23 protein-coding genes are annotated in these 24427 nt (G+C 40.0%); 10 read left to right on the forward strand and 13 right to left on the reverse strand.

What is annotated here, in order from left to right:
- The first annotated feature begins 1 nt into the window (after position 1).
- A complete protein-coding gene (locus tag BM161_RS05290) occupies positions 2-1540 on the forward strand; it encodes a Na+/H+ antiporter NhaC family protein (RefSeq protein WP_074930965.1) in 1539 nt (512 codons plus the stop codon).
- Between the two features lie 110 nt (positions 1541-1650).
- Here the strand turns inward: BM161_RS05290 and rsfS are convergent, their stop codons facing one another.
- From rsfS to BM161_RS05330, 8 genes are all read right to left on the reverse strand, one after another.
- Positions 1651-2004: a ribosome silencing factor gene (gene rsfS, locus BM161_RS05295; RefSeq protein WP_074930966.1), complete on the reverse strand. Its 354-nt coding sequence runs from the start codon at positions 2002-2004 to the stop codon at positions 1651-1653.
- Positions 2005-2013: 9 nt separating this feature from the next.
- Positions 2014-3231, reverse strand: coding sequence for an LCP family protein (locus BM161_RS05300; RefSeq protein WP_074930967.1), 1218 nt, complete (start codon positions 3229-3231; stop codon positions 2014-2016).
- Positions 3232-3825: a bis(5'-nucleosyl)-tetraphosphatase (symmetrical) YqeK gene (gene yqeK / locus BM161_RS05305; RefSeq protein ID WP_074930968.1), complete on the reverse strand. Its 594-nt coding sequence runs from the start codon at positions 3823-3825 to the stop codon at positions 3232-3234.
- Positions 3826-3874: 49 nt separating this feature from the next.
- Positions 3875-4534 (reverse strand): nicotinate (nicotinamide) nucleotide adenylyltransferase, encoded by a 660-nt coding sequence (gene nadD, locus BM161_RS05310; RefSeq protein ID WP_074930969.1) that lies wholly within the window; start codon positions 4532-4534, stop codon positions 3875-3877.
- A gap of 18 nt (positions 4535-4552) precedes the next feature.
- Positions 4553-5677 carry a GTPase ObgE gene (obgE, locus tag BM161_RS05315; protein ID WP_074931116.1) on the reverse strand — a complete coding sequence of 375 codons (1125 nt, stop codon included), beginning with the start codon at positions 5675-5677 and terminating at the stop codon, positions 4553-4555.
- Positions 5678-5747: 70 nt separating this feature from the next.
- Complete coding sequence (locus tag BM161_RS05320) at positions 5748-6002, reverse strand: 50S ribosomal protein L27 (RefSeq protein WP_074645488.1); 255 nt, start codon at positions 6000-6002, stop codon at positions 5748-5750.
- A gap of 20 nt (positions 6003-6022) precedes the next feature.
- Positions 6023-6337 carry a 50S ribosomal protein L21 gene (gene rplU / locus BM161_RS05325; RefSeq protein WP_074930970.1) on the reverse strand — a complete coding sequence of 105 codons (315 nt, stop codon included), beginning with the start codon at positions 6335-6337 and terminating at the stop codon, positions 6023-6025.
- Between the two features lie 212 nt (positions 6338-6549).
- Positions 6550-7635 carry a LacI family DNA-binding transcriptional regulator gene (locus BM161_RS05330; protein ID WP_074930971.1) on the reverse strand — a complete coding sequence of 362 codons (1086 nt, stop codon included), beginning with the start codon at positions 7633-7635 and terminating at the stop codon, positions 6550-6552.
- Positions 7636-7909: 274 nt separating this feature from the next.
- On the opposite strand from BM161_RS05330, the gene BM161_RS05335 reads away from it, so the two are divergent.
- From BM161_RS05335 to BM161_RS05365, 7 genes are read left to right on the forward strand one after another with little or no spacing between them, the layout of a single operon-like run.
- Entirely contained in the window at positions 7910-8836 is a 927-nt protein-coding gene (locus BM161_RS05335; protein WP_074930972.1) for an ABC transporter permease, read from the forward strand.
- A 9-nt stretch (positions 8837-8845) separates the two neighbouring features.
- Positions 8846-9748, forward strand: a complete 903-nt coding sequence (locus tag BM161_RS05340; RefSeq protein ID WP_074930973.1) for a carbohydrate ABC transporter permease — start codon at positions 8846-8848, stop codon at positions 9746-9748.
- 51 nt (positions 9749-9799) lie between these two features.
- Positions 9800-11482 carry a type 2 periplasmic-binding domain-containing protein gene (locus BM161_RS05345; RefSeq protein WP_074930974.1) on the forward strand — a complete coding sequence of 561 codons (1683 nt, stop codon included), beginning with the start codon at positions 9800-9802 and terminating at the stop codon, positions 11480-11482.
- A 15-nt stretch (positions 11483-11497) separates the two neighbouring features.
- A complete protein-coding gene (locus BM161_RS05350; RefSeq protein WP_074930975.1) occupies positions 11498-13330 on the forward strand; it encodes an immunoglobulin-like domain-containing protein in 1833 nt (610 codons plus the stop codon).
- Positions 13331-13367: 37 nt separating this feature from the next.
- Positions 13368-14846 carry a glycoside hydrolase family protein gene (locus BM161_RS05355; RefSeq protein ID WP_074930976.1) on the forward strand — a complete coding sequence of 493 codons (1479 nt, stop codon included), beginning with the start codon at positions 13368-13370 and terminating at the stop codon, positions 14844-14846.
- Between the two features lie 58 nt (positions 14847-14904).
- Complete coding sequence (locus tag BM161_RS05360; RefSeq protein ID WP_074930977.1) at positions 14905-16368, forward strand: glycoside hydrolase family 32 protein; 1464 nt, start codon at positions 14905-14907, stop codon at positions 16366-16368.
- Positions 16369-16412: 44 nt separating this feature from the next.
- Positions 16413-17369: a carbohydrate kinase family protein gene (locus BM161_RS05365; protein ID WP_074930978.1), complete on the forward strand. Its 957-nt coding sequence runs from the start codon at positions 16413-16415 to the stop codon at positions 17367-17369.
- On the opposite strand, the gene BM161_RS05370 is transcribed toward BM161_RS05365, so the two are convergent.
- Positions 17359-19695 carry a glycoside hydrolase family 95 protein gene (locus tag BM161_RS05370; RefSeq protein WP_074930979.1) on the reverse strand — a complete coding sequence of 779 codons (2337 nt, stop codon included), beginning with the start codon at positions 19693-19695 and terminating at the stop codon, positions 17359-17361. The genes BM161_RS05365 and BM161_RS05370 overlap by 11 nt on opposite strands.
- A gap of 84 nt (positions 19696-19779) precedes the next feature.
- Between BM161_RS05370 and BM161_RS05375 the strand changes: the two genes are divergently transcribed.
- Positions 19780-21318: an ATP-dependent nuclease gene (locus BM161_RS05375; RefSeq protein ID WP_074930980.1), complete on the forward strand. Its 1539-nt coding sequence runs from the start codon at positions 19780-19782 to the stop codon at positions 21316-21318.
- A gap of 8 nt (positions 21319-21326) precedes the next feature.
- Here BM161_RS05375 and BM161_RS05380 read toward each other — a convergent pair whose 3' ends face one another.
- Both BM161_RS05380 and BM161_RS05385 read right to left on the reverse strand, forming a co-directional pair.
- Positions 21327-21791 carry a GNAT family N-acetyltransferase gene (locus BM161_RS05380; protein ID WP_074930981.1) on the reverse strand — a complete coding sequence of 155 codons (465 nt, stop codon included), beginning with the start codon at positions 21789-21791 and terminating at the stop codon, positions 21327-21329.
- 105 nt (positions 21792-21896) lie between these two features.
- The gene (locus BM161_RS05385; protein ID WP_074930982.1) at positions 21897-22451 is read right to left on the reverse strand and encodes a histidine phosphatase family protein; all 555 of its coding nucleotides are present in this window, start codon (positions 22449-22451) and stop codon (positions 21897-21899) included.
- Between the two features lie 28 nt (positions 22452-22479).
- On the opposite strand from BM161_RS05385, the gene BM161_RS05390 reads away from it, so the two are divergent.
- Entirely contained in the window at positions 22480-23178 is a 699-nt protein-coding gene (locus tag BM161_RS05390; RefSeq protein WP_074930983.1) for a flavodoxin family protein, read from the forward strand.
- A gap of 4 nt (positions 23179-23182) precedes the next feature.
- Here BM161_RS05390 and BM161_RS05395 read toward each other — a convergent pair whose 3' ends face one another.
- Together BM161_RS05395 and BM161_RS05400 are read right to left on the reverse strand one after the other, a co-directional pair.
- Complete coding sequence (locus tag BM161_RS05395) at positions 23183-24010, reverse strand: histidine phosphatase family protein (protein WP_074930984.1); 828 nt, start codon at positions 24008-24010, stop codon at positions 23183-23185.
- The gene (locus tag BM161_RS05400) at positions 24007-24285 is read right to left on the reverse strand and encodes a DUF2087 domain-containing protein (protein ID WP_074930985.1); all 279 of its coding nucleotides are present in this window, start codon (positions 24283-24285) and stop codon (positions 24007-24009) included. The genes BM161_RS05395 and BM161_RS05400 overlap by 4 nt, the downstream gene beginning before the upstream one ends.
- Between the last annotated feature and the right edge of the window lie 142 nt (positions 24286-24427).

Below are 24427 nucleotides of genomic sequence, written 5' to 3' on the forward strand. Positions count from 1 at the left end.
AATGATTGGAACATTCTGGGCACTTGTGCCTGCAATTGTGGCCATTGCTCTGGCCCTCTGGACTAAGGAAGTTTACTCTTCCCTCTTTATTGGTATTATAATCGGCGGTCTTTTCTATGCAATTGAAACAGCCGCTGGTTTTCCAGGCTTTTTTAATCACATCTTCAAGGATGGTATGATTGCACAGCTTTCTGACAGCTGGAACGTGGGAATCATTGTATTCCTCGTTGTGCTTGGTATTATGGTTGCCCTTATGAACAAGGCCGGCGGTTCTGCTGCTTTTGGCCGCTGGGCTAAAAAACACATTAAGACTAAGGTTGGTGCACAGGTTGCAACAATCATTCTTGGAATCTTCATCTTTATTGATGACTACTTCAACTGTCTTACTGTAGGTTCTGTTATGAGACCTATGACATCTAAGTACGGCATTTCAAAAGAAAAGCTTGCTTATCTGATTGACTCAACTGCAGCTCCAGTTTGTATTATCGCTCCTATTTCTTCATGGGCCGCAGCTGTTGCAGGTTTTGTAAGCGAAGGTGAAAACGGCTTTACACTCTTCTGCAAGGCAATTCCTTTCAACTTCTACGCATTCTTTACTATTTTAATGATGTTCGCAATGGTATTCATGAAGTTTGAATATGGTGAAATGTCTAAGTATGAAAAAGCTCTTGAAGTAATGAATAACGCAACAGATGATATTGATGATGCAAATCAGAATGGAAAAGTAATTGATTTGGTATGTCCTATCGTTGTACTCATCGTTATGTGTATTCTTGGTATGATTTATACAGGCGGTTTCTTTACAAAGTTCAATGTACTTGAAGACGGTACAACTGAAGCAAACGGAAACTTCCTGAACATCATTTCTTCTTTCTCTGATTCAGATGCATCTGTTGGTCTTGTACTTGGTTCTTTTGCAGCTTTGATTATCACAATCATCTTCTATGTTTGCCGCAAGGTTCTTTCTTTCAAGGGAAGCATGCTCTGTGTTCCAGACGGATTTAAGGCAATGGTTCCAGCTATTTTGATTCTTACTCTGGCATGGACTCTTAAAGCAATGACAGACAGCCTTGGTGCTAAAGAATATGTTGCTGGTCTTGTAGAAGGTTCTGCAGCAGGTCTTAAGATGATGCTTCCTGCAATTATCTTCGTAGTTGCCTGCTTCCTTGCATTTGCTACAGGAACATCTTGGGGTACATTCGGAATTCTTATTCCAATCTGTATCGCAATTTTTGCACCGGGAAATCCACTGCGTATTATTTCAATTTCGGCATGTATGGCAGGTGCTGTTTGTGGTGACCACTGTTCTCCAATTTCGGATACAACAATTATGGCGAGTGCGGGTGCTCAGTGTGAACACGTAAAACACGTTTCAACTCAGCTTCCATACGCAATTACTGTTGCAGTAGTTTCATTCCTGTCTTATGTTGTTGCTGGTTTGACAACAGGATTAGGAATTGTAGTCAGTGCAGTTATTTCATGGGTATTTGGAATTGCAGCTTTGCTGGGATTCTTGGCATTCATGAAAAGGCGAAGATAGCAGAACCGTTAAAAACCGAGCTGCGACAGCGGGTCGGTTTAGGTTCTACCACAAAATGCCTCAGAGGCGAGACTATGCGAGCCGACTCATTAATATGAGCCGGCTTATTTTTATGCGCGGAAATCAATAGTTTTTCCGGCGTGCCAGAGCTTCTCGAGATCGTAGAAGCTTCTTGCACTTTCAGACATCAGATGTACAACGATTGCACCTAAATCAATAAGGTTCCAGTCGTCGCCGTCCGGGCTCTTGCGGTTTGTAAGGTGAATCTCAAGGTCGTTGTCCTTGATGTATTCCTTAATCTGCTTATACAACCCCTGCCAGTGAGCAGAACTTGTTACAGTTACAATAACAAAATAATCTGTCCAGCTGTTGAGTCCGCTGATATCGAGCAGAGTAACATCGTTACCCTTTCCATCTTCCATTAACTTTGCAATTTCAATTGCCTTTTCTTCCATTGTTTTCATAAATCACCTCTATCTTCTAGATGGCTGAACATAACGTCCATCAAAATCTTTTCCGAGGATAATTGTAAAGTCCACGCCAGCATCAAGACTGGAACTTTCTGCTTCCTCTTCCGGGGTTGCTTCCCTGATATTTGTACATCGGATAAACTCACCGACAATTTTTGCAACATCCATATTTCCAATATGATCTATGATTACGGTTTCTTCATAGTCATTTCTTGGAGCATTTACAGGACTCAATACATCATAACTTGCATTCTGGAAAAGAATTGCTGTATTACGCGCAAGTCCCTGTGTTGTTGTACCATTTTGAATTTCAAGTACGTAAACACGGCTTGTAAGAGTTCCATCTGTAGAAGCAAGAAGGTTTGTTGTCTGCTTTACGGCTTCCTTAATGAACTCTCCGTTATTATCCGGCATTAAAAGCTGCTGACCGTCTACACGACGGAGCGAACCGGTAATTGTCTGCTTAATCATTGATTCGGCATCAACATCTGCAATTGCTTCAAAAAGTGTTATCTCTTCTTCTTCCTTAAGATTTGTTGTAATAAAACTCAGATAACGCTTTCTGTTCTGCTTTGAAAAAATTACAAACTTCTTATCATGAATACCTGTAATAAAGGCTGCCATTGCATTCTGATAGCGTTCCTGAACATCAGCTTCCACTTCATCTGGAAGAACATAATGAAGGTAAGTATTGATTTTATCGCCATCAAGGTTGATAGCACCAGAAGGCAAAAGCCAGCGCTCCCCTTCATCAGATACACAATCAACAGGTTCAGAAATAAATACCCTCATACCTCCAAGGTAATCAGAAAACTTAATAAAATTATCCAAAGTCAAAATTGCGTAATATGGAATTGTCATTCCCAAAAGTTTTTCAACTTCATTACGGTATGAAATAATTCCAGCTTCAGAATATACCTTTTCAAGCTTATCTACACGGCCAAGTGACTGATAAATGGCACCAGTGTGTCCCGGAAGATTTACCAGCGCTGCCTTTTTTGATATAGGATTATAAATAAGCACACTGGAAAACAGCATACCCGAATCATCATCCTCAACAACAAAAAGAGTACGCATGATTCCCTGTTCTTTGAGCGCATCTTCTACAGTGTTTGTTTTAAGGGAAAAAGCAAAAACTACAGAAAGAGCAACTGCAGTTACAATAATCAGCGCAATAAAGATAATACCTTTCTGTTCATCTCGGATTTTAATTTTTCCCATTTATCTCCCGCCCTCCGCATGTATTTTTGCATAATATTCTATCATTTCACGGGTTCCGGGATAAATCTCGTACCCTTTTTTTGTCAAATATTCATAATTCTCTTCAAGCACAGAATAAAGCATATCATTGAGTGACATTGCTAAAAGGCCTGCACGGTACTCATCTGTTGACTGTGGACGACCAGGCTCAATTTTATCTGCAAGAAAGAGACATTTTGTAAGGTCGCACATTCCGATAATTCCGGATGTGTGATTTGCTACAGCCTCGAGAATCTCCTGATCATAAACTTTAAACTGTTCTTTTAATAAAACAGCTGCGGCACGGCCATGTAACAAAGCCGGCTTCTTTCTATCATAATCTATAATTTCACGACCATCGCGGCCGGCAAGTTCAAAAAGTTCTTCATCAGAAAAATCCTTGCACATGTCGTGGCCAATTCCAGCAAGATAGCCTTTACGCCAGTCCAGACCGTACTGTCGGCACATTCGGGCGCACATTTCAGCAACTCGTACAGAATGCTCGTAACGGCTTTTTTTTACGTGTTGCTCAGTAAACTGTCTGATTTCATCAGTCTTTTCTATATAATCAATCATAATATCTCTAGTGGTTTCGACCCTTCGACCAGGCTCAGGGACCGCAGGCTCAACCAACGTAAAGTCCGTTTTCTATAATATAATCAAAAACTGCCGGTGGAACAAGATAGCGGAAACTTTTGTCTTCGCTTATACGACGGCGGATATCGGTTGAAGAAACCGGCAGCATTGGATTTTCAATATAAATACAAGGATACGCAAAGTTTTTCAAATCAAACTTTACAGAAAAATCGCCTTTGTAGTCGCCGGTTGGTTTATTATCATAAAGTGAAGTTTCAAGCGCCTTTACATCCGGATAACGGTGAACTATAAGAAGATCTGCAAGTTCAGAAATGCGCTGAGGGTTTCGCCACTTGTGAAACTCTGCCGCAACCTCATCCCCCATTACAAAGGCAAGTTTTTTACTGAGCTTTCCTTCATATTTTTTTGTAAGGAATTCAAGAGTATCTGAGGTATAGGAAATGCCGCCACGGTCTATTTCGCAGGTTTCAAGTTCAAAATGACCGCTGCCTTCCATTTTGCAAAAATGAGAAATCATTGCCATGCGGTGTTCAGCACTTACAATTTTTGCAAAGTCCTTGTGAGGCGGCTGGTATGTAGGAACAAAAAGCACCTTATCATAACCAAGTTCTTTTACTATTGTGTCGGCAAGCATTGCATGGCCAACATGAAGAGGATTAAAGGTTCCGCCAAAAACTGCAACTTTCAATGCTGACTCCCCGTGACCTTAGCCTTCACTTCCCGGATACTGAACTCCGTCGTCATCATCATCAATATAAGCACGAGACTGCATAAAGCCGGCACCAAAAACATCTGTGCCCTTTTCTTCTGCTTCAATGCGGCGTTCCTGCTTATTTACAAGCTGAACAATCTGATTCTGAGCTTCTTTCATTCCGCGTCCCATCATAACAGAAACTGGAATTACAACAGTATCAGGTTCAGAAGCTTTGATTTTTTCCTGAACTTCAATAGCACGCTCAAAAGCACCATCCTGATCGATCTTATTACAAAGAACAATACGAGGCTTTTCCATCAGACTGTCTGAATAATTGCGAAGCTCGTTGCTCAAAGTTTCGTAAGCGGTAAGATAATTATCGTCTGAACAGTCAATCATAAAGATAAGGCATGCTGTTCGGGTAATATGTTTAAGGAAGGTATCTCCAAGGCCAAGACCTTCGGAAGCACCTTCAATGATTCCAGGAATATCTGCAATTATGATATCTGATTCGTCGTCTACACGGAGCACACCAAGATTTGGAATGATTGTTGTAAAAGGATAAGGCGCAATCTTTGGGCGGGCATTTGTAAAATATGTAAGAAGGCTTGATTTTCCAGCATTAGGGAAACCTACAAGTCCGGCATCTGCCATGATTGAAAGTTCAAGTTTTAAGAAACGGGTTTCGCCCTTCTGTCCAGGATTTGCCTGTTTTGGAGCCTGATTTGTAGAAGACTTAAAATGAACGTTTCCCCAGCCGCCGTTTCCGCCTTTGAGAAAAGTGAACTGTTCGTCTCCTTTTGCAGTTGAAAAGTCGTAGATGATTTCGTCAGTTTCGGCATCGCGGATTGTTGTTCCCGGTGGAACTGGAATTACACAGTCTTCACCGTCTGCACCGTAGCGGTTCCAGCCCTGCCCGTCTCCGCCGTTCTTTGCTTTAAAGCAATGCTTATGTCTGATATTTGCAAGAGTTCGGAGATTCCGTTTTACTGCAAAAATAATATCACCGCCCTTACCGCCGTCTCCGCCGTTAGGACCGCCATGAGGAATATATTTTTCACGACGGAAAGCTACACAGCCGTTACCACCGTTACCAGAGCGAACCTCTATAGTTGCTTCATCTGCAAAACCTATCATAATTTCTCCAAAAAAAAAGCCCGGCAGCAAGTTAGCAAGACCGGGCATTCATATTCAGTAAAAACTGAACTTAGTTAGCAGCTTCTACAGAAACAACCTTGTGATTATTTCTTTCACCGAAAACTACTTTTCCATCAGCTGTAGCGAAAAGGCTGTCATCACCAGCTTTCATTACATTAGCTCCAGGATAGAATTTTGTTCCGCGCTGCTTTACGATGATTGAACCTGCAGTTACAGATTCACCAGCATATCTTTTTACACCCAAGCTTTTAGGATTAGGATCGCGTCCGTTTTTAGCACCAGATCCACCACGTGTTCTTCCCATAGTAATCTCCTTTAATTCAATTATGCAAGTGTAATCGATTCAACACGTACTTTTGTGTACTGCTGTCTGTGACCGATTAAGCGATGATAGTCTTTCTTTGACTTGTACTTGAGAACGAGAACTTTCTTATCTCTGAAAGAATCTTCTACAACTACAGTTACCTTTGCACCCTTTACATAAGGAGTTCCAACACTGATTTTGTCTCCGTCGCTTACGAGAAGTACAGTATCAATGTCAATTTTTGAACCTTTTTCAGCATCAAGCTTATCTACTGTAAGGACAACGTCTTTCTCTGCCTTGTACTGTTTGCCCTTAAATTCAATAGTTGCGTACATATAATACCTCTATTAAAATAATTCAATTTATACGCCCGATGCAGTGGAACAAGGAAACAGAATCCAATCTGCAAAAGACTGGTAAGAAGACCGGTCGGCTAACGTAAAACGGGGATTAGACGCCACCACACCTAAAGTCTAAATACGTATCAAAGAATATATCAGAAAGAATAATTTTTTGCAATAGCACAACCTGCTTTTGAAAGCGTCTTTTATGTTGAACTTCTGAAAATCGGAGTTGTATTCACATATACTCTGATAAATGGTTTTTCCGGTTTTACCATTCTTTCCATCAGCATATCCGCTGCCATTCTTCCTATTTCCTTACCGGGAATTTTGATTGTTGTAAGAGGAGGCTCAACTACCTCTGATTGAAGAATTCCGTCAAAACCCGCAATTTTAATATCAGCCGGAACAGACAGCTTTAAGTTCTTTACAGCCTTAAGAAGATTTATTGCAATAAAGTCATTGGCGCAGACAAAAGCATCAGGTCTGTATGGCATTGACTGTATCCGGTTCATAAACCACTCTACACTGCCATAAGCTTCTGAGTCATCATCTAAAATACAGATTTTCTTTTCAAGAGGCAATTCATACTTATTTAAGGCTCGGGTAAAGCCCATATAGCGTTCATGGAAACTGTTACAGTGATTTATATCTCCAACAAAGCCAAGTTTTTCTGCTCCCTTAGAAATAAGATGCGATGTAAGATTAATTGTACTTGCTATGTTTTCCATAGAAATAAAATCAAAATTCAAAAGGCTCATGTCTGCTTCTGCAAATGCATCTACCGCCAGCAGAGGCAATCCAAGACCGCTCAACATTTCAAGATACTTTTTATCAAATATTTCTATAGTAATGATTCCTGCAGTCTGATCTAGTACAAGATGTTTTGGAAGGCGGCCTTCTTCAAACTCACTTTCCTTTATCTCATACATCATAAGAGTTACACCGGCACGACTGAGTCGTTCCGTAAAAGCAGGAAGAAAAAGAGAGCCGAAATGATAATCGTTTGGAATTCGTTTGGTAAGCAGCGCTACATTTTTTCCGGAATAAGCAGACATAGATGCATTTGCAGGACCTGCATTCTGAAGTAGCTGTGAAGTTGCTTTATCTTCCGCACCTGTATTCTTATCTATATTGAACTGCATATAGCCGAGTTCTTCTGCCTTACGAAGAACAAGCTGCTTTGTATTTTCCGGAACAGTGCCCCTTTCATTAAAAACCTTGGAAACTGTATTTCGGGAAAGTCCGCAGGCATCTGCAAGTTCCTGCATTGTAATACGTTTTATTGCCATTCTTACCTGACCTCTTATTTTTACATTTTGTAACTTCTCTTTTACTTTACCACAGGTTTACAAAAATTACAACACTTTTACATTATGTAAAACTTTACAGCAATTTTGCATTAATATTGTAAAAACATAGGTAAAATGTCTTAAAAAAATAATTTTTTGTTTACATATTAAACATTTTTATTGACATATTGTAAATACACCCCTATACTTTGATTATAAAAGTGTGCAATTTGTAAATTACATGTAAATCACAAACCTGCACAGGAGGAAAAAAATGAAGGGTCTTGTAAAAAAAGACAAGAAAAAACAACTTAGGGAAAGTTTTCCTTTTTACATTTTACTTCTACCGGCATTGATAATTGTTTTTCTTATGAATTATCTGCCAATTTACGGCGTCCTGATTGCTTTTCAGGATTTTATGCCTGGCGATAAAATATTATCTGATACTACAATCTGGCTTGGTTTTAAAAACTTTACCCGCTTCTTCAAAGACGTTCAATTCTGGCCTCTTATGAAAAACACTTTCCTTCTTTGTATTGAAGGCTTTGTCATTGGATTTCCTTTACCAATTATAGTAGCTCTCATGCTCAACTCTCTTAAGAACAAAAAGTTTGGAAAATACCTTCAGACAATTTTCACCATGCCACACTTCATCTCCCTTGTTGTTCTTGTTGGTATGCTCAACCTCTTTTTTGGCCGCTACGGTTTAATCAACAACATTGCAACAAACATGGGCTTTGGACGCTATTCATATTTTCTTGAAGAAAAAGCATTCCGTCCTTTATACATTCTTTCAAGTAACTGGCAGGATTTCGGCTGGAGTACAATTATCTATCTCGCAGCACTTTCAAATGTAGATCCGCAGCAGCATGAAGCAGCCGTACTTGACGGAGCTTCCCGATTCCAGCGAATCATTCATGTTGATTTCCCAGCAATCCTACCGATCGTTAGCGTAATGCTGATTATGTCAATTGGTGGACTTATGGGGGTAGGTTACGAAAAAGCCCTCCTCATGCAGACAGACGGAAACTTAAGTGTAAGTGAATTGATAGCAACTTACGTTTATAAAAAAGGTCTTACAGGAATTCCAGATCAGGCTTACGCAACAGCAATCGGTTTATTCAATTCTGTAATCAATGTTATTCTTTTGATTATCGCTAATACGACTTCAAAGAAATTCTCAGAAAACTCTTTATGGTAGGAGCTGAATATGGCAGACAATACATCAAATCTTTATAAATTCGACAAAGGAAGCAATATCTTCTTTTATACAATAAACACCTTTATTCTTCTGCTTCTTGCATTTATCGTTCTCTACCCTCTTTACTTTATTATTATTGCTTCTATATCAGATCCAGATGCAGTCCTTGCAGGAAAAGTATTTTTATATCCTGTAAACATAACACTTTCTGGTTTCAGCAAAATCCTTGAAAAGTCAGATGTATGGAAGGGATATTTAAACACAATTATTTATACAATTCTTACAGTAGTACTTTCTCTTCTTGTAACAATTCCTGCAGGCTGGGCTCTTAGCCGCAAGAACCTCATGTTCCGTAAAGCATTTATGGTTTACTTTATCATCCCGATGTTTTTTGGTGGTGGTTTGATTCCGTTTTACAACGTTATGAGTGGTCTTCATCTTGTTAATACAGTCTGGGCAATTATTCTGCCTTCTGTTCTTTCTGTATGGAATCTCTTTATGACTAAAACCTTCTTTGAATCCAGTATTCCAAACAGTCTGATTGAAGCTGCAAAAATTGATGGTGCCGGACACTTCAGAACCTTTATCACTGTTGTCGTTCCACTGGCAAAACCAATTATTGCTGTTATGGCTCTTTATTATGCAATCGGCCAGTGGAACAGCTACTTTAATGCAATGATTTTCCTTCAGAATGAAAAGCTTTATCCGCTTCAACTGGTTCTTAAGGAAATCCTCATTGCAACTGAAAGTACAGTTGGCGGAAGCGGAGAAACAATTCTTGAACAGTATCGTCTGGCAACTCAGATTAAATATGTTTCGGTAATTGTTTCCAGCATTCCGGTTTTGATGCTCTACCCGTTTGTTCAAAAATATTTTGAACAGGGAGTAATGATTGGTTCATTAAAAGAATAGAAAGGTAAGGACTTTATGAAATTAATTTTGCATATCTACAGGAGGATATATATGATTAAAAAATCTATGATTATTTCACTGGTAGCCGCTGCTGTATTAACAACTGTTGGCTGCAGTAAGGGAACATCAGCTGCAAAAAGTTCTGGTGTTGACAAACTGGTTTCTGAATATGGTTTTCAGTGGCAAGATACTTCAAAACCAATTCTGAATAAAAAAGGCGCTGAAGAATTATCATTTAATATTTATTCTTCAAAAAATGCGTCTGCCCTGGACTACAACGACATGCTTGTAATGCAGAATTTATTTGAAAGTACAGGTGTTAATGTAAACTGGGAAAATGTTTCCGAATCTGTTTACACTCAGCAGAAAAATCTTATTTTTGGCGATGCAAACAACAGACCCGATGCAATCTACCATGCCGGTATGAGTGCCGGAGAAATTATTAAATATGCAAAACGAAAGGTTCTTGTTCCTATAAGTGATTATCTTGAATACATGCCTAATTTTAAGGCAATTCTTGATTCAAGACCTGATATTAAAAATCAGCTTATAAATGTAGAAGACGGAAAAATCTATTCCCTTCCACGAATTGAAGAGATGGGACTTTTGCAGAATCCAAATCTTTTATTCCTTAATAAAGCATGGACAGTTAAGGCTATAAAAGATGGCGCTCTTAAAGGTGTAAAAGAAGCTGATGTAAAAGACGGCCTTACACTCAATGCCTCTCAGATGGAAGCCCTGCTCACCTACTTCAAAAATAATGATATGAACGGCAACGGCAAAACTGACGATGAACGTCCATTGAATTTTGTTTATAACAACTGGCAGGGAAATCAGTGCGACCTTTATGGAATGTTCGGTTTGAATGATAACCTTGAACACCGCATTATTGTTGACGGAAAAGTTACTTACACTGTAATGGATGAACGCTTTAAGCAGGCAACAAACTTTATTGCAGACTGGGTAAGCAGAGGTCTTATTGATAAAGTTTCTTTTGAACAGTCTCAGGATAACTTTCTTGCAAACGGAAAAGGTCTTGAAACCTACGGTGCCTTCTACTGGTGGGAAAGTGAAACTGTTGTTTCAAAACCTGAAAATTACATCACAATGAATCCGCTTGTAGGACCTGACGGAGCACAGACAGTTTGTGTTTCTAATAATCCGGAAACAGGCATTGGTGAAGTCATCATTTTCTCAACCTGTCCGAATGTAGAAGTTCTTCTTGCTTACTTTGACCGCTATTACGATCCAGAAATTTCAGCACAGATAAACTACGGCCCTATTGGAATCGTTTATGAAGAAGAAAGAGATGAAAAAGGAATGCTTGTTCAAAAGCCAATTCCTGCCGGCATGACATCTGATGAACTTAGACTTCAGAATGCACCTTTTGGAATCATCTATCTTTCTGATTATGCCTGGAACAATGTTGTAAATATGGAACCTCGCGCAAAGCTCAGACTTGACCGTCTTCAGAAGCACGCAAAGCCTTTTATTCCGGATGGAGTAAAACCATGCGCCAACCTTCAGTTCAACATGGAAGAGCTGAACGTTCTGGGAACTTATGAAACAAACCTTAACGACTACATCAGAACAAACCTCATCAAATGGCTTATGAAAGGTGGAGTTTCTGATGATGAATGGAACAAGTTCCAGAAGGAAATAACCGGCAAGGTATATCTGAATGATGTTCAAAAGGTATATCAGGCTGCCTATGACAGATTTGTAAAAATGTAAAAAGGAGTTTTAAAAATGAAAAAGGAAATTAAAGGCCTTTGTGCCTCATTAATGATTACAGGTGCAGCATTAAGTCTCGCTGCCTGCAAAAAAACAAATACAGCTCCGGTAATTAATGGAGCTAAAGACAACGTAGTAAAGGCTGGAATAGAGTTTGATGCCATGGAAGGAATTACTGCTTCTGATAAGGAAGACGGAAATCTCACTTCTAAAATCATGATTGAATCTACTCCAAAACTCTCTTTTAAGAACGGAAAAACTACAGCTGAAAACGCCGGCTCTTATGAACTTGTTTACTCAGTTACAGACAGCGATGGAAACACAGTAGAAGCTTACTCTACCCTAACTGTAGGCAAGAAAACTGGTGATGCAGTAGTTTACAAGGCTTTTGATTTTGGTAAGGCTTTGAAAGTTGATTCTCAGGGCTGGAATGCAAAAATCTCTGATGCCGCAGGTGCACAGGCAAGCCTTTCCAAGGGTGCTTATGTATTCGATATTAATAATCCTGGAAACGGAGATGGAGACATTCAGCTAGTAAAATCTGGAATTGAACTTAAGGCTGCAGATTACAGAGTTCGCATCTGGGCTAAATCTACAAAAGACACTTATGCTCACATCCTTGCAAGAAATGAAAAGGCCGCAGGCTGGGAAACTTTTGGCGGAGCATTCAACGTTCGAATCGGTAAAGAAGTTTCTCCTCTTGAACTGAACTTTACCGGTGTAAAAAACGGAAAGGCAGAACTCCTTTTTAATCTTGGAAAAATCACACCAAATCCAGAGAACGCAAAGGACACAACTCCGGAAAACTTTACCGTAACAATCGACAAAATCGAGTTCTACGAAATCTCCGGCGAAGAAACAAAAAAGCCTCTCTTTACAAATGACTTTTCATCTTCTAAAGCAGATTCAATTTCTGTAAGCGCAGGAGACGGAGCTGACGCAAAAGCTTCTGTTGAAAATAAAGCCGGTCGTTTTGCAATTGCAAAATATCCTGCAGACGGCGGAGTATGGAGCATTAAGGCAGACACTATTCTTGCAAAAACAAAAATTGAAAACGGCAAGAAATACTATTACTCTCTCAAGGCAAAATCAGAAAAGGCTCAAAGCGGAGAATGTCTTGTAGAAAGTGCTTCTAAATATGACGCCTGCCGTGTTAATTTTGCAGGACTCAATCTTAAGGCAAACGAAGAAACTATTGTAAGCGGCGTATTTACTGCGGACAAAGATGTTGAAGATCCTGTAATCCGCTTCCAGATTGGAAATCCATCAGACGGAGTTTCTGCAAACACAATCACAATTGATGATGTAGAATTCGGTCTTCTGGAAGGTGACAAAGAAATCACAAAAACAATTTACGCATTCAATCCTTATAAGCGTAGCGCGGCTGGTGAAAAGAATTCGGACAATGCCTGGGAAACTTTCAACGGAACTGATGAAGACAATGACCGTGGTGTCGGTACTATCTGGAATGAAAACGGCAGTCTCTTCTATAGAATTGACCAGGGAGGAATTACAGACTGGCACAACAAGTTGATTTACGGTTACGGTCAGAGTCCTCTTGTACTGGAATCAGACAGCTATTACACAGTTGAAATTAAGGCAAAGGCAGACAAGAACGTATCCTGCGGTTTCTTCCTTAATCCTCTTGGCAGCTGGGATCCACGAATTGCAGAGCGCATCGACTTTACTCCACAAGAGCAGACTTTCACTTTCACTACAAAAGATACATTTGTAACTGATATGAACTTTGAAATGCTTTTCCAGTTTGGTTCAGAGCAAACTGCAAATCTTGGCGAAGTTACAGTTGAAATCACTGATATGAAAATCTATCAGATGAAAACAATGTAATTCAAAAGAATAAATTAAAATCACTTTGGAGGCAAAAATGAAAATCAGAAATATGATTTACTGCTGTTTAATCTCAATGGTACTTTTTTCAGGCTGCACTAAAAAGGAAAATAAATTCGAAGGTCTAAAGACACCTGGTGCAAAAGAAAATGCCATCCAATACAACAGCTTCTTTTTGCCGGAAAAAGATGGAAATGTCCAGCCTTATGTGGGAGATACAATGCCTTACTATGAGGACGGCACTTATTACATCTATTATCTTAAAGACGGCGGAGATTCTTACAATCATTCTGTTTATCTTGCCACCACAAGTGATTTCCTTTCCTACAAAGAATTTCCAGAGCCTGTTCTTGAGGCTTCCAGAAATGGCGGCCAGGATTCATGGATTGGAACAGGTTCTCTTGTAAAAGTAAATAATAAATATCTTTTCTTTTATACCGGCCACGCAGATTCTTCTGTATCCGGTTATAAAGAAAAGATTATGATTGCCGAGGGTGACACTCCTTTTTCATTTACAAAAAAGGCTGGCTGGAGCATTACTCCCCCTTCTGAATTAAATCAGAAAAATGACTTCAGAGATCCTCAGGCTTATTATGATGAAAAAGACAATAAAATAATTCTTACAGTTACTGCATCAAAAAACAATGCAGCAAGAATCCTGAAATATTCACTATCCACAGATCTCACAGAAATAAATTACGAAGGAATTATTTTCACAGATCCTTCTTACAAATTCTGGAATCTTGAATGCAGCGACACTTTTAAGATTGGTAACAAATATTACCTCACCTACTCTGCTCAGGACGATACTTTGTGGTATGCAGTTTCTGACACAGCTTATGGGCCTTACAGCAATGCAAAACGTCTGGAAGGAAAACTCTTTTATGCTGCAAAACACGTGGATGACGGTGAAAATTATTACATGGTCGGCTGGCTTCGCCGCTCTGAATCTCCTTCTTCTACACAGGAAGTTTCTGCGTGGGCGGGAAATCTTGCCGTACAAAAAATCCTCCAGAAAGAAAATGGAGAATTACTTCTCGCACCAGTAGAAACAATTGTTCAGCAGTTTACTCATAAACAAAAGCTTCTGGGCAAAAAAAATACAACAGTTGGAGCCGGAGCCTTATATTCATATCAGCCGATGTTTGACTGCTATGAGAGTTTTTGCCTGACTGGAAATTTTAATTTTTCTGCAGGCGGCTCATTTGGACTTAGTTTTGATTATAACGGAAGGCAGAATAAAAATAAGATGATTTCTATTTCGCCTTCTGAAAATAAAATACAGCTTCTGTTTAATGAAGGTACAACTTTAATTGCAGAATCAGAAGTAAACTTACAGAAAGGCAAAGATTACAGTTTTACCTACATTCAGGAAGGCTCAGTGGGAATCTTTTATATAAAGGGAGAAGCGGCTCTTAGTGTAAGACTTTATGGAGTCAGCGGAAACAAAATCAGTTTATTTGCAGAAAATAATGCAGTTGCTTTTACTTCTTTAGAGCAGCGCATAAAAAAATAATAATTTACAGAATTACTTCAAGAATTACAAACAGAAGATTTTTAAGAGGCAGATTTTTATGAAAACAAGCTTAAAAAGAGCTAGAAAATATGAAGCAGAAAATAATAACTCTTATTTGAAAGATAGACCTGCATTTCATTTTACACCTTACATAGGCTGGATGAATGACCCTAACGGCTTTTCATTTTATAAGGGACAATTCCATCTTTTTTATCAGTATTATCCTTATGGATTAGGCTGGAACTCCATGCACTGGGGCCACGCTGTCAGCAAAGATTTACTCCACTGGGAATATTTACCGGCCGCCCTTGCACCGGAAAACAAATATGACTCATTTGGTGTTTTCTCAGGCAGTTCCATTGAACTTCCAGACGGCCAGCAGCTGCTTATGTACACTGGAGTAACAAAAAATAATGATAAAGATACCCAGCTCCAGTGCGTTGCGACAGGCGACGGCATTAATTACAAAAAATTCGCCGGTAACCCTGTTATAGGAAAAAATCTTTTTCCGGAAGGCTTTAATTCCCAGCACTTCCGCGATCCGAAAATCTGGAGAGCCGCAGACGGTTCATATTACTGCATTTCAGTATCCTGCAAAAATGACGGCAATGGTGCAATCCTTTTATTCCACAGTCCTGATGCTTTTTCATGGAGCTATGAAGGTGTACTTCTTGAAAACAAAGGCAATATTGGCAAAATGTGGGAATGCCCTGACTATTTTGAACTTGACGGCAAAGACATTATTTTAATCAGTCCTCAGAATATGCTGCCTCAGCAAGATAAATATATGGCCGGAAGCAGAACTGCATATTTTTGCGGTAAGTTCGATTTAGAACAGAAGAAATTCATTCCGGACTTTGATGCACCTGTAGATTCAGGTATAGATTTTTATGCAAGTCAGACAGTAAAAGCTCCGGACGGAAGAACAATACTTATAGGCTGGATGCAAAACTGGGATACCTGTAATCTCACCGACAGAGGAAACCGCAACTGGTTTGGTCAGATGAGTACACCAAGAGAACTTTCACTTAAAGACGGAAAACTTATTCAAAAGCCTGTAAAAGAAATTGAGTCTTACAGAACAGCAAGTACAACTTTGAATGATGTAACTGTAGACGGGGATTTCTTACCGGAAAATCTTACCGGCCGCATTATCGATATGGAGTTAACAATTCGTCCTAAAGAAAACAAGAGCCTGAACAGCTTTACAATAAATCTTGCTCAGTCAGAAGAATATAAAATCACCCTTGAATATAAGGCAGATAGTCATACCCTCGTTTTTGACAGAAGCAAAACAGAAATGAGAAATGCACTTTGCAGCCAGAGCATTTGCCGGGTTTCAGATTCTCAGGAATTAAAACTCCGCATTCTCTTAGACACCTACAGCGCAGAAGTTTTTGTAAATGACGGACAGCAGGTTATGACAAATACTTTTTACATCGAACCGTCTGCAAAAACGATTTCATTCAACTCTGTCGGAAGTGCAGTAGTAAATATTACAAAATATGATTTACATTTCTAAAAATTGCTGTAATCATATAAAAGGTATTTACAAGGAGATTCAAAATGAAAAGATTTGACGTTACCGCTTTGGGAGAGCTTCTTATTGATTTTACAGAAAATGGAAAAAGCGGACAGGGAAATATAATGATGGAAGCAAATCCGGGCGGAGCCCCATGCAATGTTCTTGCCATTCTTACAAAACTTGGAAAGAAAACTGCTTTCATTGGTAAGGTTGGAGATGACTATCTTGGTCATCACTTGCAGCAGGTTGTAGACTCACTTGGCATCAACACAGATAATCTTCTTTTTGATAAGGATGTGCATACAACACTTGCCTTTGTGCATACCTTTGAAGATGGCGACAGAGACTTTTCTTTTTACCGTAATCCCGGCGCAGATATGAACCTCACCGCTTCAGAAGTAAATGAGTCGATTATTGCAGACTCAAAAATCTTTCATTTCGGAACTCTTTCAATGACAGATCCGGAAGTCAGAAAGGCAACTGAGCATGCGGTAGAAATTGCAGAAAAAAATAAGTGTCTTATTTCTTTTGATCCTAACCTCCGCCCTCCTCTCTGGAAAAATCCTAAGGATGCAAAAGAATGTTTTGACTACGGAATGACTCATTGCGATGTCCTGAAAATTTCTGACAATGAAATTATCTGGTTTACCGGTCTAGAAGATTTTGATGAAGGTGTAAAATTCTTAAAAGAAAAATACAATATTCCTCTTATTCTTTTGTCAAAGGGAAAGAGCGGAAGTGCTGCTTATTACAAAGACATAAAAGTAGAACGCCCTGCCTATATGGAAGTAAAGACAATTGAAACCACTGGAGCAGGAGATACTTTCTTTGGCAGTGTACTAAACTACATACTTGAGAAGGGGCTTGAAAATCTGACAGAAGAAAATCTTACAGAAATGCTTGATTTTGCAAATGCCGCCGCAGCCCTGATCACCACCAGAAAAGGCGCCCTCAAAGTAATGCCTTCTCTGGAAGAAATCAAAGCCCTTATTCAATAAAGCAAGGAATTTTTCCATTTTCCGGATGGAGGGTATGTTTTACAAGCTTACCCTCCTTCCATTCAAAGTCGATTGTATAACCGCCTTTAATTGCAAGTCCGCGAACCCGGCCGCTCTGCCAGGCTGCTTCAGACGGAAGAGCAGGCAGAAGTTTTACCCTTACATTTCCCTCATCATCAAACTCACTCTGAACAAGCAGGCGGATAATTCCCGCAAGAGCACCAAAGTTTCCGTCAATCTGGAAAGGCGGATGATTATCAAGCAGGTTTGGCAGAGTTGAATGCTGAAAGAGCTTTATAATAGAAGAAAGTGCTTCGTCTCCCATGGCAAGCTGGGCGTAAAAGTTTATAATCCAGGCCTGACTCCAGCCGGTATGACCGCCGCCGTTTTCAAGACGTTTTTTAAGAGTCTTTTTGCAGGCTTCTGCAAGTTCAGGATTTTTCTCAAGTGTAATTGTATGGCCCGGATAAAGCCCGTAGAGATGGCTGATGTGACGGTGGCCAGGCTCAACCTCTTCTACTTCGCGGTTCCACTCCATCAGAGAGCCATCGGAATTAAGCGACGGCTTTTTGAGATGTAGCAGAACATAATCAAAGGAAGCAAAATCTTCATCACTATAAGCCTTACCTTTTTTATCATAACATTTTCCGCCAAGAGCTTCCCTCGCCTTTTTACAGCCCTTAAAGAGATGCTCCAGAATCATATTGTCCATTTCACAGCCGGCTGTAAAGGCACCAATCTCTCCGGTTTTAGTAACATAAGAATTTTCCGGAGAAAGGCTCGGATTGATAATTAGATAGTCACCATCCTCAACAAGGTAATCAACAAAGAAGAGAGCCGCCTCATGCATAAGGTAATAATATCTCTTAAGAAAGGCATTATCCTGAGTGTATTCAAAATGTTCTATTATATGAGTAGCAAGCCAGGCCGCACCGAGAGTCCAGTAAGTAGCGGGAATCCATGCATCCTGTGGCGCCGCATCTCCCCAGAAATCAGTATTATGATGCAGAACATAACCGCGGCAGCCGTACATTTTCTGCGCCACCAGACGACCATTAGGATAGGCACGTTCCAGTAAATCAAACAGAGGAAGTTCACATTCGCTAAGGCCAGTCATATTTACAGGCCAATAATTCATCTGTGCATTAATGTTGATTGTATATTTACTCTGCCATGGCGGCTCAATCTGTCCGTTCCAGAGGCCCTGAAGAGTAAGCGGCAGAAGGCCAGGAGTACGGCTTCCGCTGATCATAAGATAGCGGGAGAAGTTTATATATTGATTTACGAGAGTGGTGTTTGATGGAGAGGCGGATTTTAAGAGTTCTGGGGTGGATACTTCTTCGTGATCTTTGAGCTGAGCCGAAGTGCCAATTTCTACTTCACAGCGGTCCCAGTAATTTTTCCATTCCACCAGATGCCAGGCAAAAAAATCTTCTGCGGCAGGACCAAGGCCAACCTTCTGAATGCGCTCTTTGATTTCTTCAAGATTTTTTTTGCATTCCGGAGTCCAGAGATTTTTGCGAATCAGTTTTTTATATTTCTTTGAACTAAGAGGCTTATCATTCCATTTTTTATTCCAGCGGAGACTCTGAATATCAATAAAGAAAAGAACTTCATTACAGCCTGTTCCGTAAAGGCAAGCACCTCGGGTACCATATTCACCGCCTTCGGCAACAGCACCAGCACCTGCACAGAACGGAATTCCATGAGAATCTTCTATATAAGTACAATTATTTTCTGCAATTACATTATCAACCCAGATACCGCGGTCAAGGTAACCGCAGTAATTGATTTTTCCCGGAGCGCTTGCTGTAACATGCATGAAAATCATATCATCTACTGCGCTGATCCAGGTACGGCGTGTAAAAATTGTGCCCTCATCATCAGTATAAGTAACGAGAGTGCATGCCATATCAAGAAAAAGCTCGCTTCTATAACTGCTTACTGCATTCTCATCTGCCTTATGCTGAAGCGGCCATCCACAGGCAAGCCCATTGTTTTTATTTGAGAAAAAATCTATATGAAAGTCGCCGGCAGTCTGATAGGCGCGTTGATTAAAACTTTTTCCGCTAAGGGCTTCAAAACCAAGCGACTGAGCTTCGAGTACACGGCCTTCATTTACAAGAGTTCTGATTTTATCGAGATTTTTTTTAGCATCGGGATTCGTTCTGTCCTGAGGACCTCCAGACCAGATGCCTTCTTCATTTAGCTGAATTACCTCATTACACGGATGAGCCTTTACCATACAGCCAAGACGGCCGTTTCCAAGAGGAAGATATTCTTCCCACTTCTGCGGGGGAACATTAAAAACTAATTTTGAATTCATAATCTGCCCCTAAGTCTAATGTAAAACCGCTTTACAGTAAAGAAATAAATTTTAATCGATAAAAAGGTATGTTATAATTAACTTATGCAGGAATTAACTGTTCGCGTAAAAATTCCGTTTCTCTGGGGTAAGGCCGTTTTTAAGAAAACAAACTGGTCTCAGATTAATCTGATTGTAGGCCCTAACGGAAGCGGAAAAACACTTCTTGCACAGAATATCGCACAGCAGTTTGAAGCAGCCGGATATTCCGTTAAATTCCTTAAATCAGACAGAAATTATAGCGATCAGATTCTGACTCTAAAAGATAATGAAAAAATCAGGCTGAAAATTGAAAAAGTTCTTTCCAGCATGTTTGGAAAATCAATCACATTTATAGAAGATATTGATGGCACTTTGATTCCGATTGTAGAAAACAAGGCCTGGAATGTTGAATACATGCTTGAAGACGCGGAGTGTCACGGACTTAGGGAAATCATTTCGCTTCTGGTAAATCTTTATGATACAACCGGCGACGACTGTCTTTTTATTGATGAACCTGAACTTCACCTTCACCCGCAGTTTCAGACTTTCTTTATGAATGAAATTCGAAAGGAAGTTTCTCACAGCCAGCGCCGTATGTTCTTTTTAATTTCTCACTCCCCTTTTTATATTGATTTACGCTCTCCTGAGGAATTAACTGGAGTTATCGTTTGCCATGTAAATAAGGCGCCAACGAGTATTGAAGAATTAAATGATGAAGATGATGCGCTGTTCCGCAGATTCCTCCCACGCTTTAATACTTACCACAAGCAGTTCTTTTTTTCTGATAACCAGATTTTCGTGGAAGGCTATACCGATCAGCAGATGTTCACTTATCTTCTGACTTTTATTGAAAACGAGTACAGTGCTGCGGGCACGGGAATTATTGATGTTGGCGGTAAGGACGAGCTTGGAGTTTTCTGTAAGGTGTGCTCGCTGCTTGGAACCAACGGCCGAATTATTACAGACTTAGATTCACTTTTTTCCGGTAAGCTTCGTGATGTTGCAAATGAAGATGAACGGGTTATCGGCTGGCTTGAAAAACAGAAGGAAAGGCAGGCTGATTTTTACAGCTCAATCTTTTCAAAAAAAGAACTGGAACAGGAAATCAACTTAAGTAAACTGATTTTCAGACTTGAAAGATATCTGATTAAGATTTCGCAGGAGCTTAATAAATATTTCGAGAACAATAAGATTCCTGCAAAACTGCAGCCTCTTATGGAAAAACTTTGTGTACTGCGGGAAAAGCATGAAAACGCAGAAAGCGTGGATACTTATAAAACTGTTCTTTTGCAGGGAATCAATAATGTAAGTGATGAAATTGCAGAATGTTTACCTCGTGAGGTTGCAGAAACAATTCCACTTATAAAGAACCTGGCCACCTTTATTCTTGCTGCGGCTGAAGCGGCGAGAATCTATATTCTTCCAAAGGGCTGTATTGAACACTACTACACAAGAACCAGCATTCAGTACATGCCGGTTTCTGCAAAGGACAGACTTTTCCGTAACGAACTTGAATTTATTCAGGATGCACACAGAAAAGCTGTAAGGAAGAATTATGCAGAATTGATTGAGCTCCTGGAAAAAGCGGCCGGTAGAAATTAATTTAACTCCTATCTGAAAGTATACTGCATGAAGTTGCCGTTTTTTACAAAGCCAAAGTTTGTGTAAAGAAGTACGCCCATATCGGAAGCAGTAATCTGAACACAGCCACAGCCGTAAGCTTTTGCGTCCGCAACAACATGGCCGAGGAGCTCGCGGGCAATTCCGAGGCGACGGTAATTAGGATCGGTAAACATACTTGAAAGAAGTCCGATGCGGCCGCTCGGGCAGCTGAAATACGGTGGCTTTTCAACAAAGGACATTCCGCTTGTCCCGATGATTTTTCCATCAGCATCTGAATCTACGGCAAGCCAGGAAACAAAGGTTCCGTCAGTCATGTGACGCTTATAGTAATCCATCAGATTCGGGCGCAAATCAAAATCTTCTTTTGCACCTTCTTCGCGAAGCTGACCGATTCTTATTTCGATAAAAGTTTCCAGATCCTTTTCTGTAAGTCGTCTGTATTCAATTTTCATATTCTCTCCTTAGGCTTTGAGCCAGCCCTCTACCGCTACGTACTCCTGCACAAATGTGGTTTCGACCCTTCGACCAGTCTCAGGGACCGCAGGCTCAACCACCGGTTAGAAAACGTATTCCTTAATTTCACAGTTCCCGGTATTTGTGGAACTAAACTCTTCATTGGTTTCTGAATTGAAGTATGAATGAATCATTCTGGCAATTCCACCGTGTGTAACAAGAAGAAAAGTTTTATTTTCTTTTTCACTGCGAACCTTGAGTTCATCAAGCAGATTGTAGATTCTCTGGCCAAGACGAAGCATAGACTCTCCACCGTTATAATCACAGGCAAACTGTTTTTTAGCTTCGTGGAAAACTCCAGGATATTTTTTCCATTCGTGACCTTCATATTCGCCAAAGTTCTGCTCAACAAGACGTGGTTCCAGAGTAAGTGGCAGCCCGTTTTCTTCAGCAATAATTTTTGCAGTGTCAGCAGCACGACTTAATGGAGAATGAAGAATTTCATCAATCTTAATTCCGCTTTCTTTGATTTTCTTTGCAAGCTCGTGTGCCTGCTCAATTCCTTTTGATGTAAGAGGCGTATCAGTGATTCCCTGAACCTTGCATTCAACGTTCCACTGAGATTCGCCGTGACGAGTGATGTAGATGTGACTTTTCATTTTTTGAGTATATCACTAAACTGAAGTTATGAAAATCGTATTAATCAACGGCGTTAATCATAAAGGTTCAACATATCATATTGCCCGCGCAGTTGCAGAAAAGGCTGGCGGAGAAAATTCAGAAATTAAAGAATATTTTTTACCACGAGATTTCGGCTCATTTTGTCTGGGCTGTAATCAGTGTTTCAGTGTAGATAAAGCAAAGTGTCCTCATTATGCGGCACTCACTCCAATCACAAATTCGCTTTTAGACGCAGATCTGATTATTCTTGCAAGTCCAGTTTATGTTTATCATGCCACCGGTGCAATGAAGGCCTTTCTTGACCACTACGGTTATATGTGGATGGCTCACAGACCTGAAGCAGTAATGTTCAAAAAGCAGGCAGTCTGCGTTTCAACTGCGGCAGGGGCTGGCATGAAATCTACTATAAAAGATATGGAAGACAGTCTCTTCTTCTGGGGAGTTGCAAAAACTTACAAAATAGGATTTGCAGTAAAAGCCGTAAACTGGGCAGGTGTTACAGAAAAGAACAAGCTGAAAATTGAACGCAAAGTAAATGCTGTTGCAAAATCAATTAGAAGAAATGACGGAAAGATAAAGCCGGGCTTTAAGACAAAAGCCTTTTTCTTTTTGATGCACTTACTTGAACGCAACGGCTGGAATAAAGCTGATGTTGATTACTGGCACGAAAAAGGCTGGTGCGGCAATAAGCGTCCCTGGAAATAAATAACTACTTCGAGAGTCCCGAATCAGTCTCATCCAGAACGTTTGCAAAATATCCGCTTGAACTGATTGGCTCGCCACCGTTTGTAAGATGATTTGTATCGCCAAGACGCTCAACACGGAACCACGCCTGCCCTGCAAGCCGCTCCTCACTGTTCAAAATTGTAATTGAAGTTGGAGCAACATAAAAGCCCTGCCAGAGCTGCATTGGAGAAAGCCCGGTAAGGTGTGCAATAATCGTAAACATAACTCCGAGATGACAGAAGAAAACAAGCGTTGTTTCTTCAGGATAATCATCCTTTACAGATTTTAAGTGATAGCGGTTTATCGGTTCGCTCCAGTTGTGATTAGGGACAGGATTGCTTACATCATAAAAATCTTTTTTGTTGCGGATATATCCGTACTGAGCAAGAATACCATCAATGCCATCACAAACTTCTTTATAATACTTTTTGATTTTTCCAGGCTTCATAAATTTTGTGTCGGCCCAGCGGTCTTTATCAAAAAAGTCTTTATCTGAGGTATAAAACTCCGGAAGAAGGTCCCAGCACATTACATCTTTTCCAATCCACTCTTTGTTCGGATAATTTTTTGTCATGCGGGTTTTGTATTTGAATTCCTGAAGCCATTCACAGGTAGTTGCTTCACGACCAAGAGCTGCGAGTGTCGGAGCCGCAGTAGCCTTTGCCCTACCCAATGGAGACTGATAAAAGGCCGTAATATTTTTCCATGAGCAGACACGTTTTGTGAGAAGCTCAACTTCGCGTTTTCCTTTAGGAGTTAAATCATCATGTTCATAATCAGGATCGCCGTGGCGGATGAATATTAATCTCATTTTTCTTCCTCTACGTGTACCCAGTATTTGTGACAGTCTGGAGTGCGGTCTAAAAGAAATGCATCATATAACTCACGACGCAAAAGAGAATGGTCACAGAAAGAATGCCACTTTTTGATAATCATATTTACTTCAAGTTCGGAGTATTTTTTGCCGGGCTCAAATTTTGTAATCAGATACTCCAGAACAGCACGTTTTTCTTCTTTCTTTTTGGGCCAACGAATTATGATTCCATCGGTATTTATAATGGATTTTAAGACATCAACTTTTTCCATAAGTTCATTATAACACGAAAAAAACTCTACGGAATACCAAAAATTTTAAAATATTTCTTTAAACTCTACTCAAAATTCTACTCAGATAAACTACACGTCGGGTTACAAGGGGAAAATACTGTGCTAATATTACAATGTCAGA

Source organism: Treponema bryantii (assembly GCF_900113965.1).
GTDB classification, from domain to species: Bacteria; Spirochaetota; Spirochaetia; order Treponematales; family Treponemataceae; genus Treponema_D; species Treponema_D bryantii_A.

What these genes read in the sequence shown, in the direction of transcription:
- BM161_RS05330 (WP_074930971.1), bottom strand. Translation starts at nt 7,635, where the DNA reads ATGGCAATAAAACGTATTACAATGCAGGAACTTGCAGATGCCTGCGGA.
- rsfS (WP_074930966.1), bottom strand. Translation starts at nt 2,004, where the DNA reads ATGAAAACAATGGAAGAAAAGGCAATTGAAATTGCAAAGTTAATGGAA.
- BM161_RS05390 (WP_074930983.1), top strand. Translation starts at nt 22,480, where the DNA reads ATGAAAATCGTATTAATCAACGGCGTTAATCATAAAGGTTCAACATAT.
- BM161_RS05380 (WP_074930981.1), bottom strand. Translation starts at nt 21,791, where the DNA reads ATGAAAATTGAATACAGACGACTTACAGAAAAGGATCTGGAAACTTTT.
- BM161_RS05320 (WP_074645488.1), bottom strand. Translation starts at nt 6,002, where the DNA reads ATGGGAAGAACACGTGGTGGATCTGGTGCTAAAAACGGACGCGATCCT.
- BM161_RS05360 (WP_074930977.1), top strand. Translation starts at nt 14,905, where the DNA reads ATGAAAACAAGCTTAAAAAGAGCTAGAAAATATGAAGCAGAAAATAAT.
- BM161_RS05300 (WP_074930967.1), bottom strand. Translation starts at nt 3,231, where the DNA reads ATGGGAAAAATTAAAATCCGAGATGAACAGAAAGGTATTATCTTTATT.
- BM161_RS05365 (WP_074930978.1), top strand. Translation starts at nt 16,413, where the DNA reads ATGAAAAGATTTGACGTTACCGCTTTGGGAGAGCTTCTTATTGATTTT.
- BM161_RS05345 (WP_074930974.1), top strand. Translation starts at nt 9,800, where the DNA reads ATGATTAAAAAATCTATGATTATTTCACTGGTAGCCGCTGCTGTATTA.
- obgE (WP_074931116.1), bottom strand. Translation starts at nt 5,677, where the DNA reads ATGATAGGTTTTGCAGATGAAGCAACTATAGAGGTTCGCTCTGGTAAC.
- BM161_RS05335 (WP_074930972.1), top strand. Translation starts at nt 7,910, where the DNA reads ATGAAGGGTCTTGTAAAAAAAGACAAGAAAAAACAACTTAGGGAAAGT.
- BM161_RS05290 (WP_074930965.1), top strand. Translation starts at nt 2, where the DNA reads ATGATTGGAACATTCTGGGCACTTGTGCCTGCAATTGTGGCCATTGCT.
- BM161_RS05350 (WP_074930975.1), top strand. Translation starts at nt 11,498, where the DNA reads ATGAAAAAGGAAATTAAAGGCCTTTGTGCCTCATTAATGATTACAGGT.
- BM161_RS05375 (WP_074930980.1), top strand. Translation starts at nt 19,780, where the DNA reads ATGCAGGAATTAACTGTTCGCGTAAAAATTCCGTTTCTCTGGGGTAAG.
- rplU (WP_074930970.1), bottom strand. Translation starts at nt 6,337, where the DNA reads ATGTACGCAACTATTGAATTTAAGGGCAAACAGTACAAGGCAGAGAAA.
- BM161_RS05370 (WP_074930979.1), bottom strand. Translation starts at nt 19,695, where the DNA reads ATGAATTCAAAATTAGTTTTTAATGTTCCCCCGCAGAAGTGGGAAGAA.
- yqeK (WP_074930968.1), bottom strand. Translation starts at nt 3,825, where the DNA reads ATGATTGATTATATAGAAAAGACTGATGAAATCAGACAGTTTACTGAG.
- BM161_RS05400 (WP_074930985.1), bottom strand. Translation starts at nt 24,285, where the DNA reads ATGGAAAAAGTTGATGTCTTAAAATCCATTATAAATACCGATGGAATC.
- BM161_RS05395 (WP_074930984.1), bottom strand. Translation starts at nt 24,010, where the DNA reads ATGAGATTAATATTCATCCGCCACGGCGATCCTGATTATGAACATGAT.
- BM161_RS05385 (WP_074930982.1), bottom strand. Translation starts at nt 22,451, where the DNA reads ATGAAAAGTCACATCTACATCACTCGTCACGGCGAATCTCAGTGGAAC.
- BM161_RS05340 (WP_074930973.1), top strand. Translation starts at nt 8,846, where the DNA reads ATGGCAGACAATACATCAAATCTTTATAAATTCGACAAAGGAAGCAAT.
- BM161_RS05355 (WP_074930976.1), top strand. Translation starts at nt 13,368, where the DNA reads ATGAAAATCAGAAATATGATTTACTGCTGTTTAATCTCAATGGTACTT.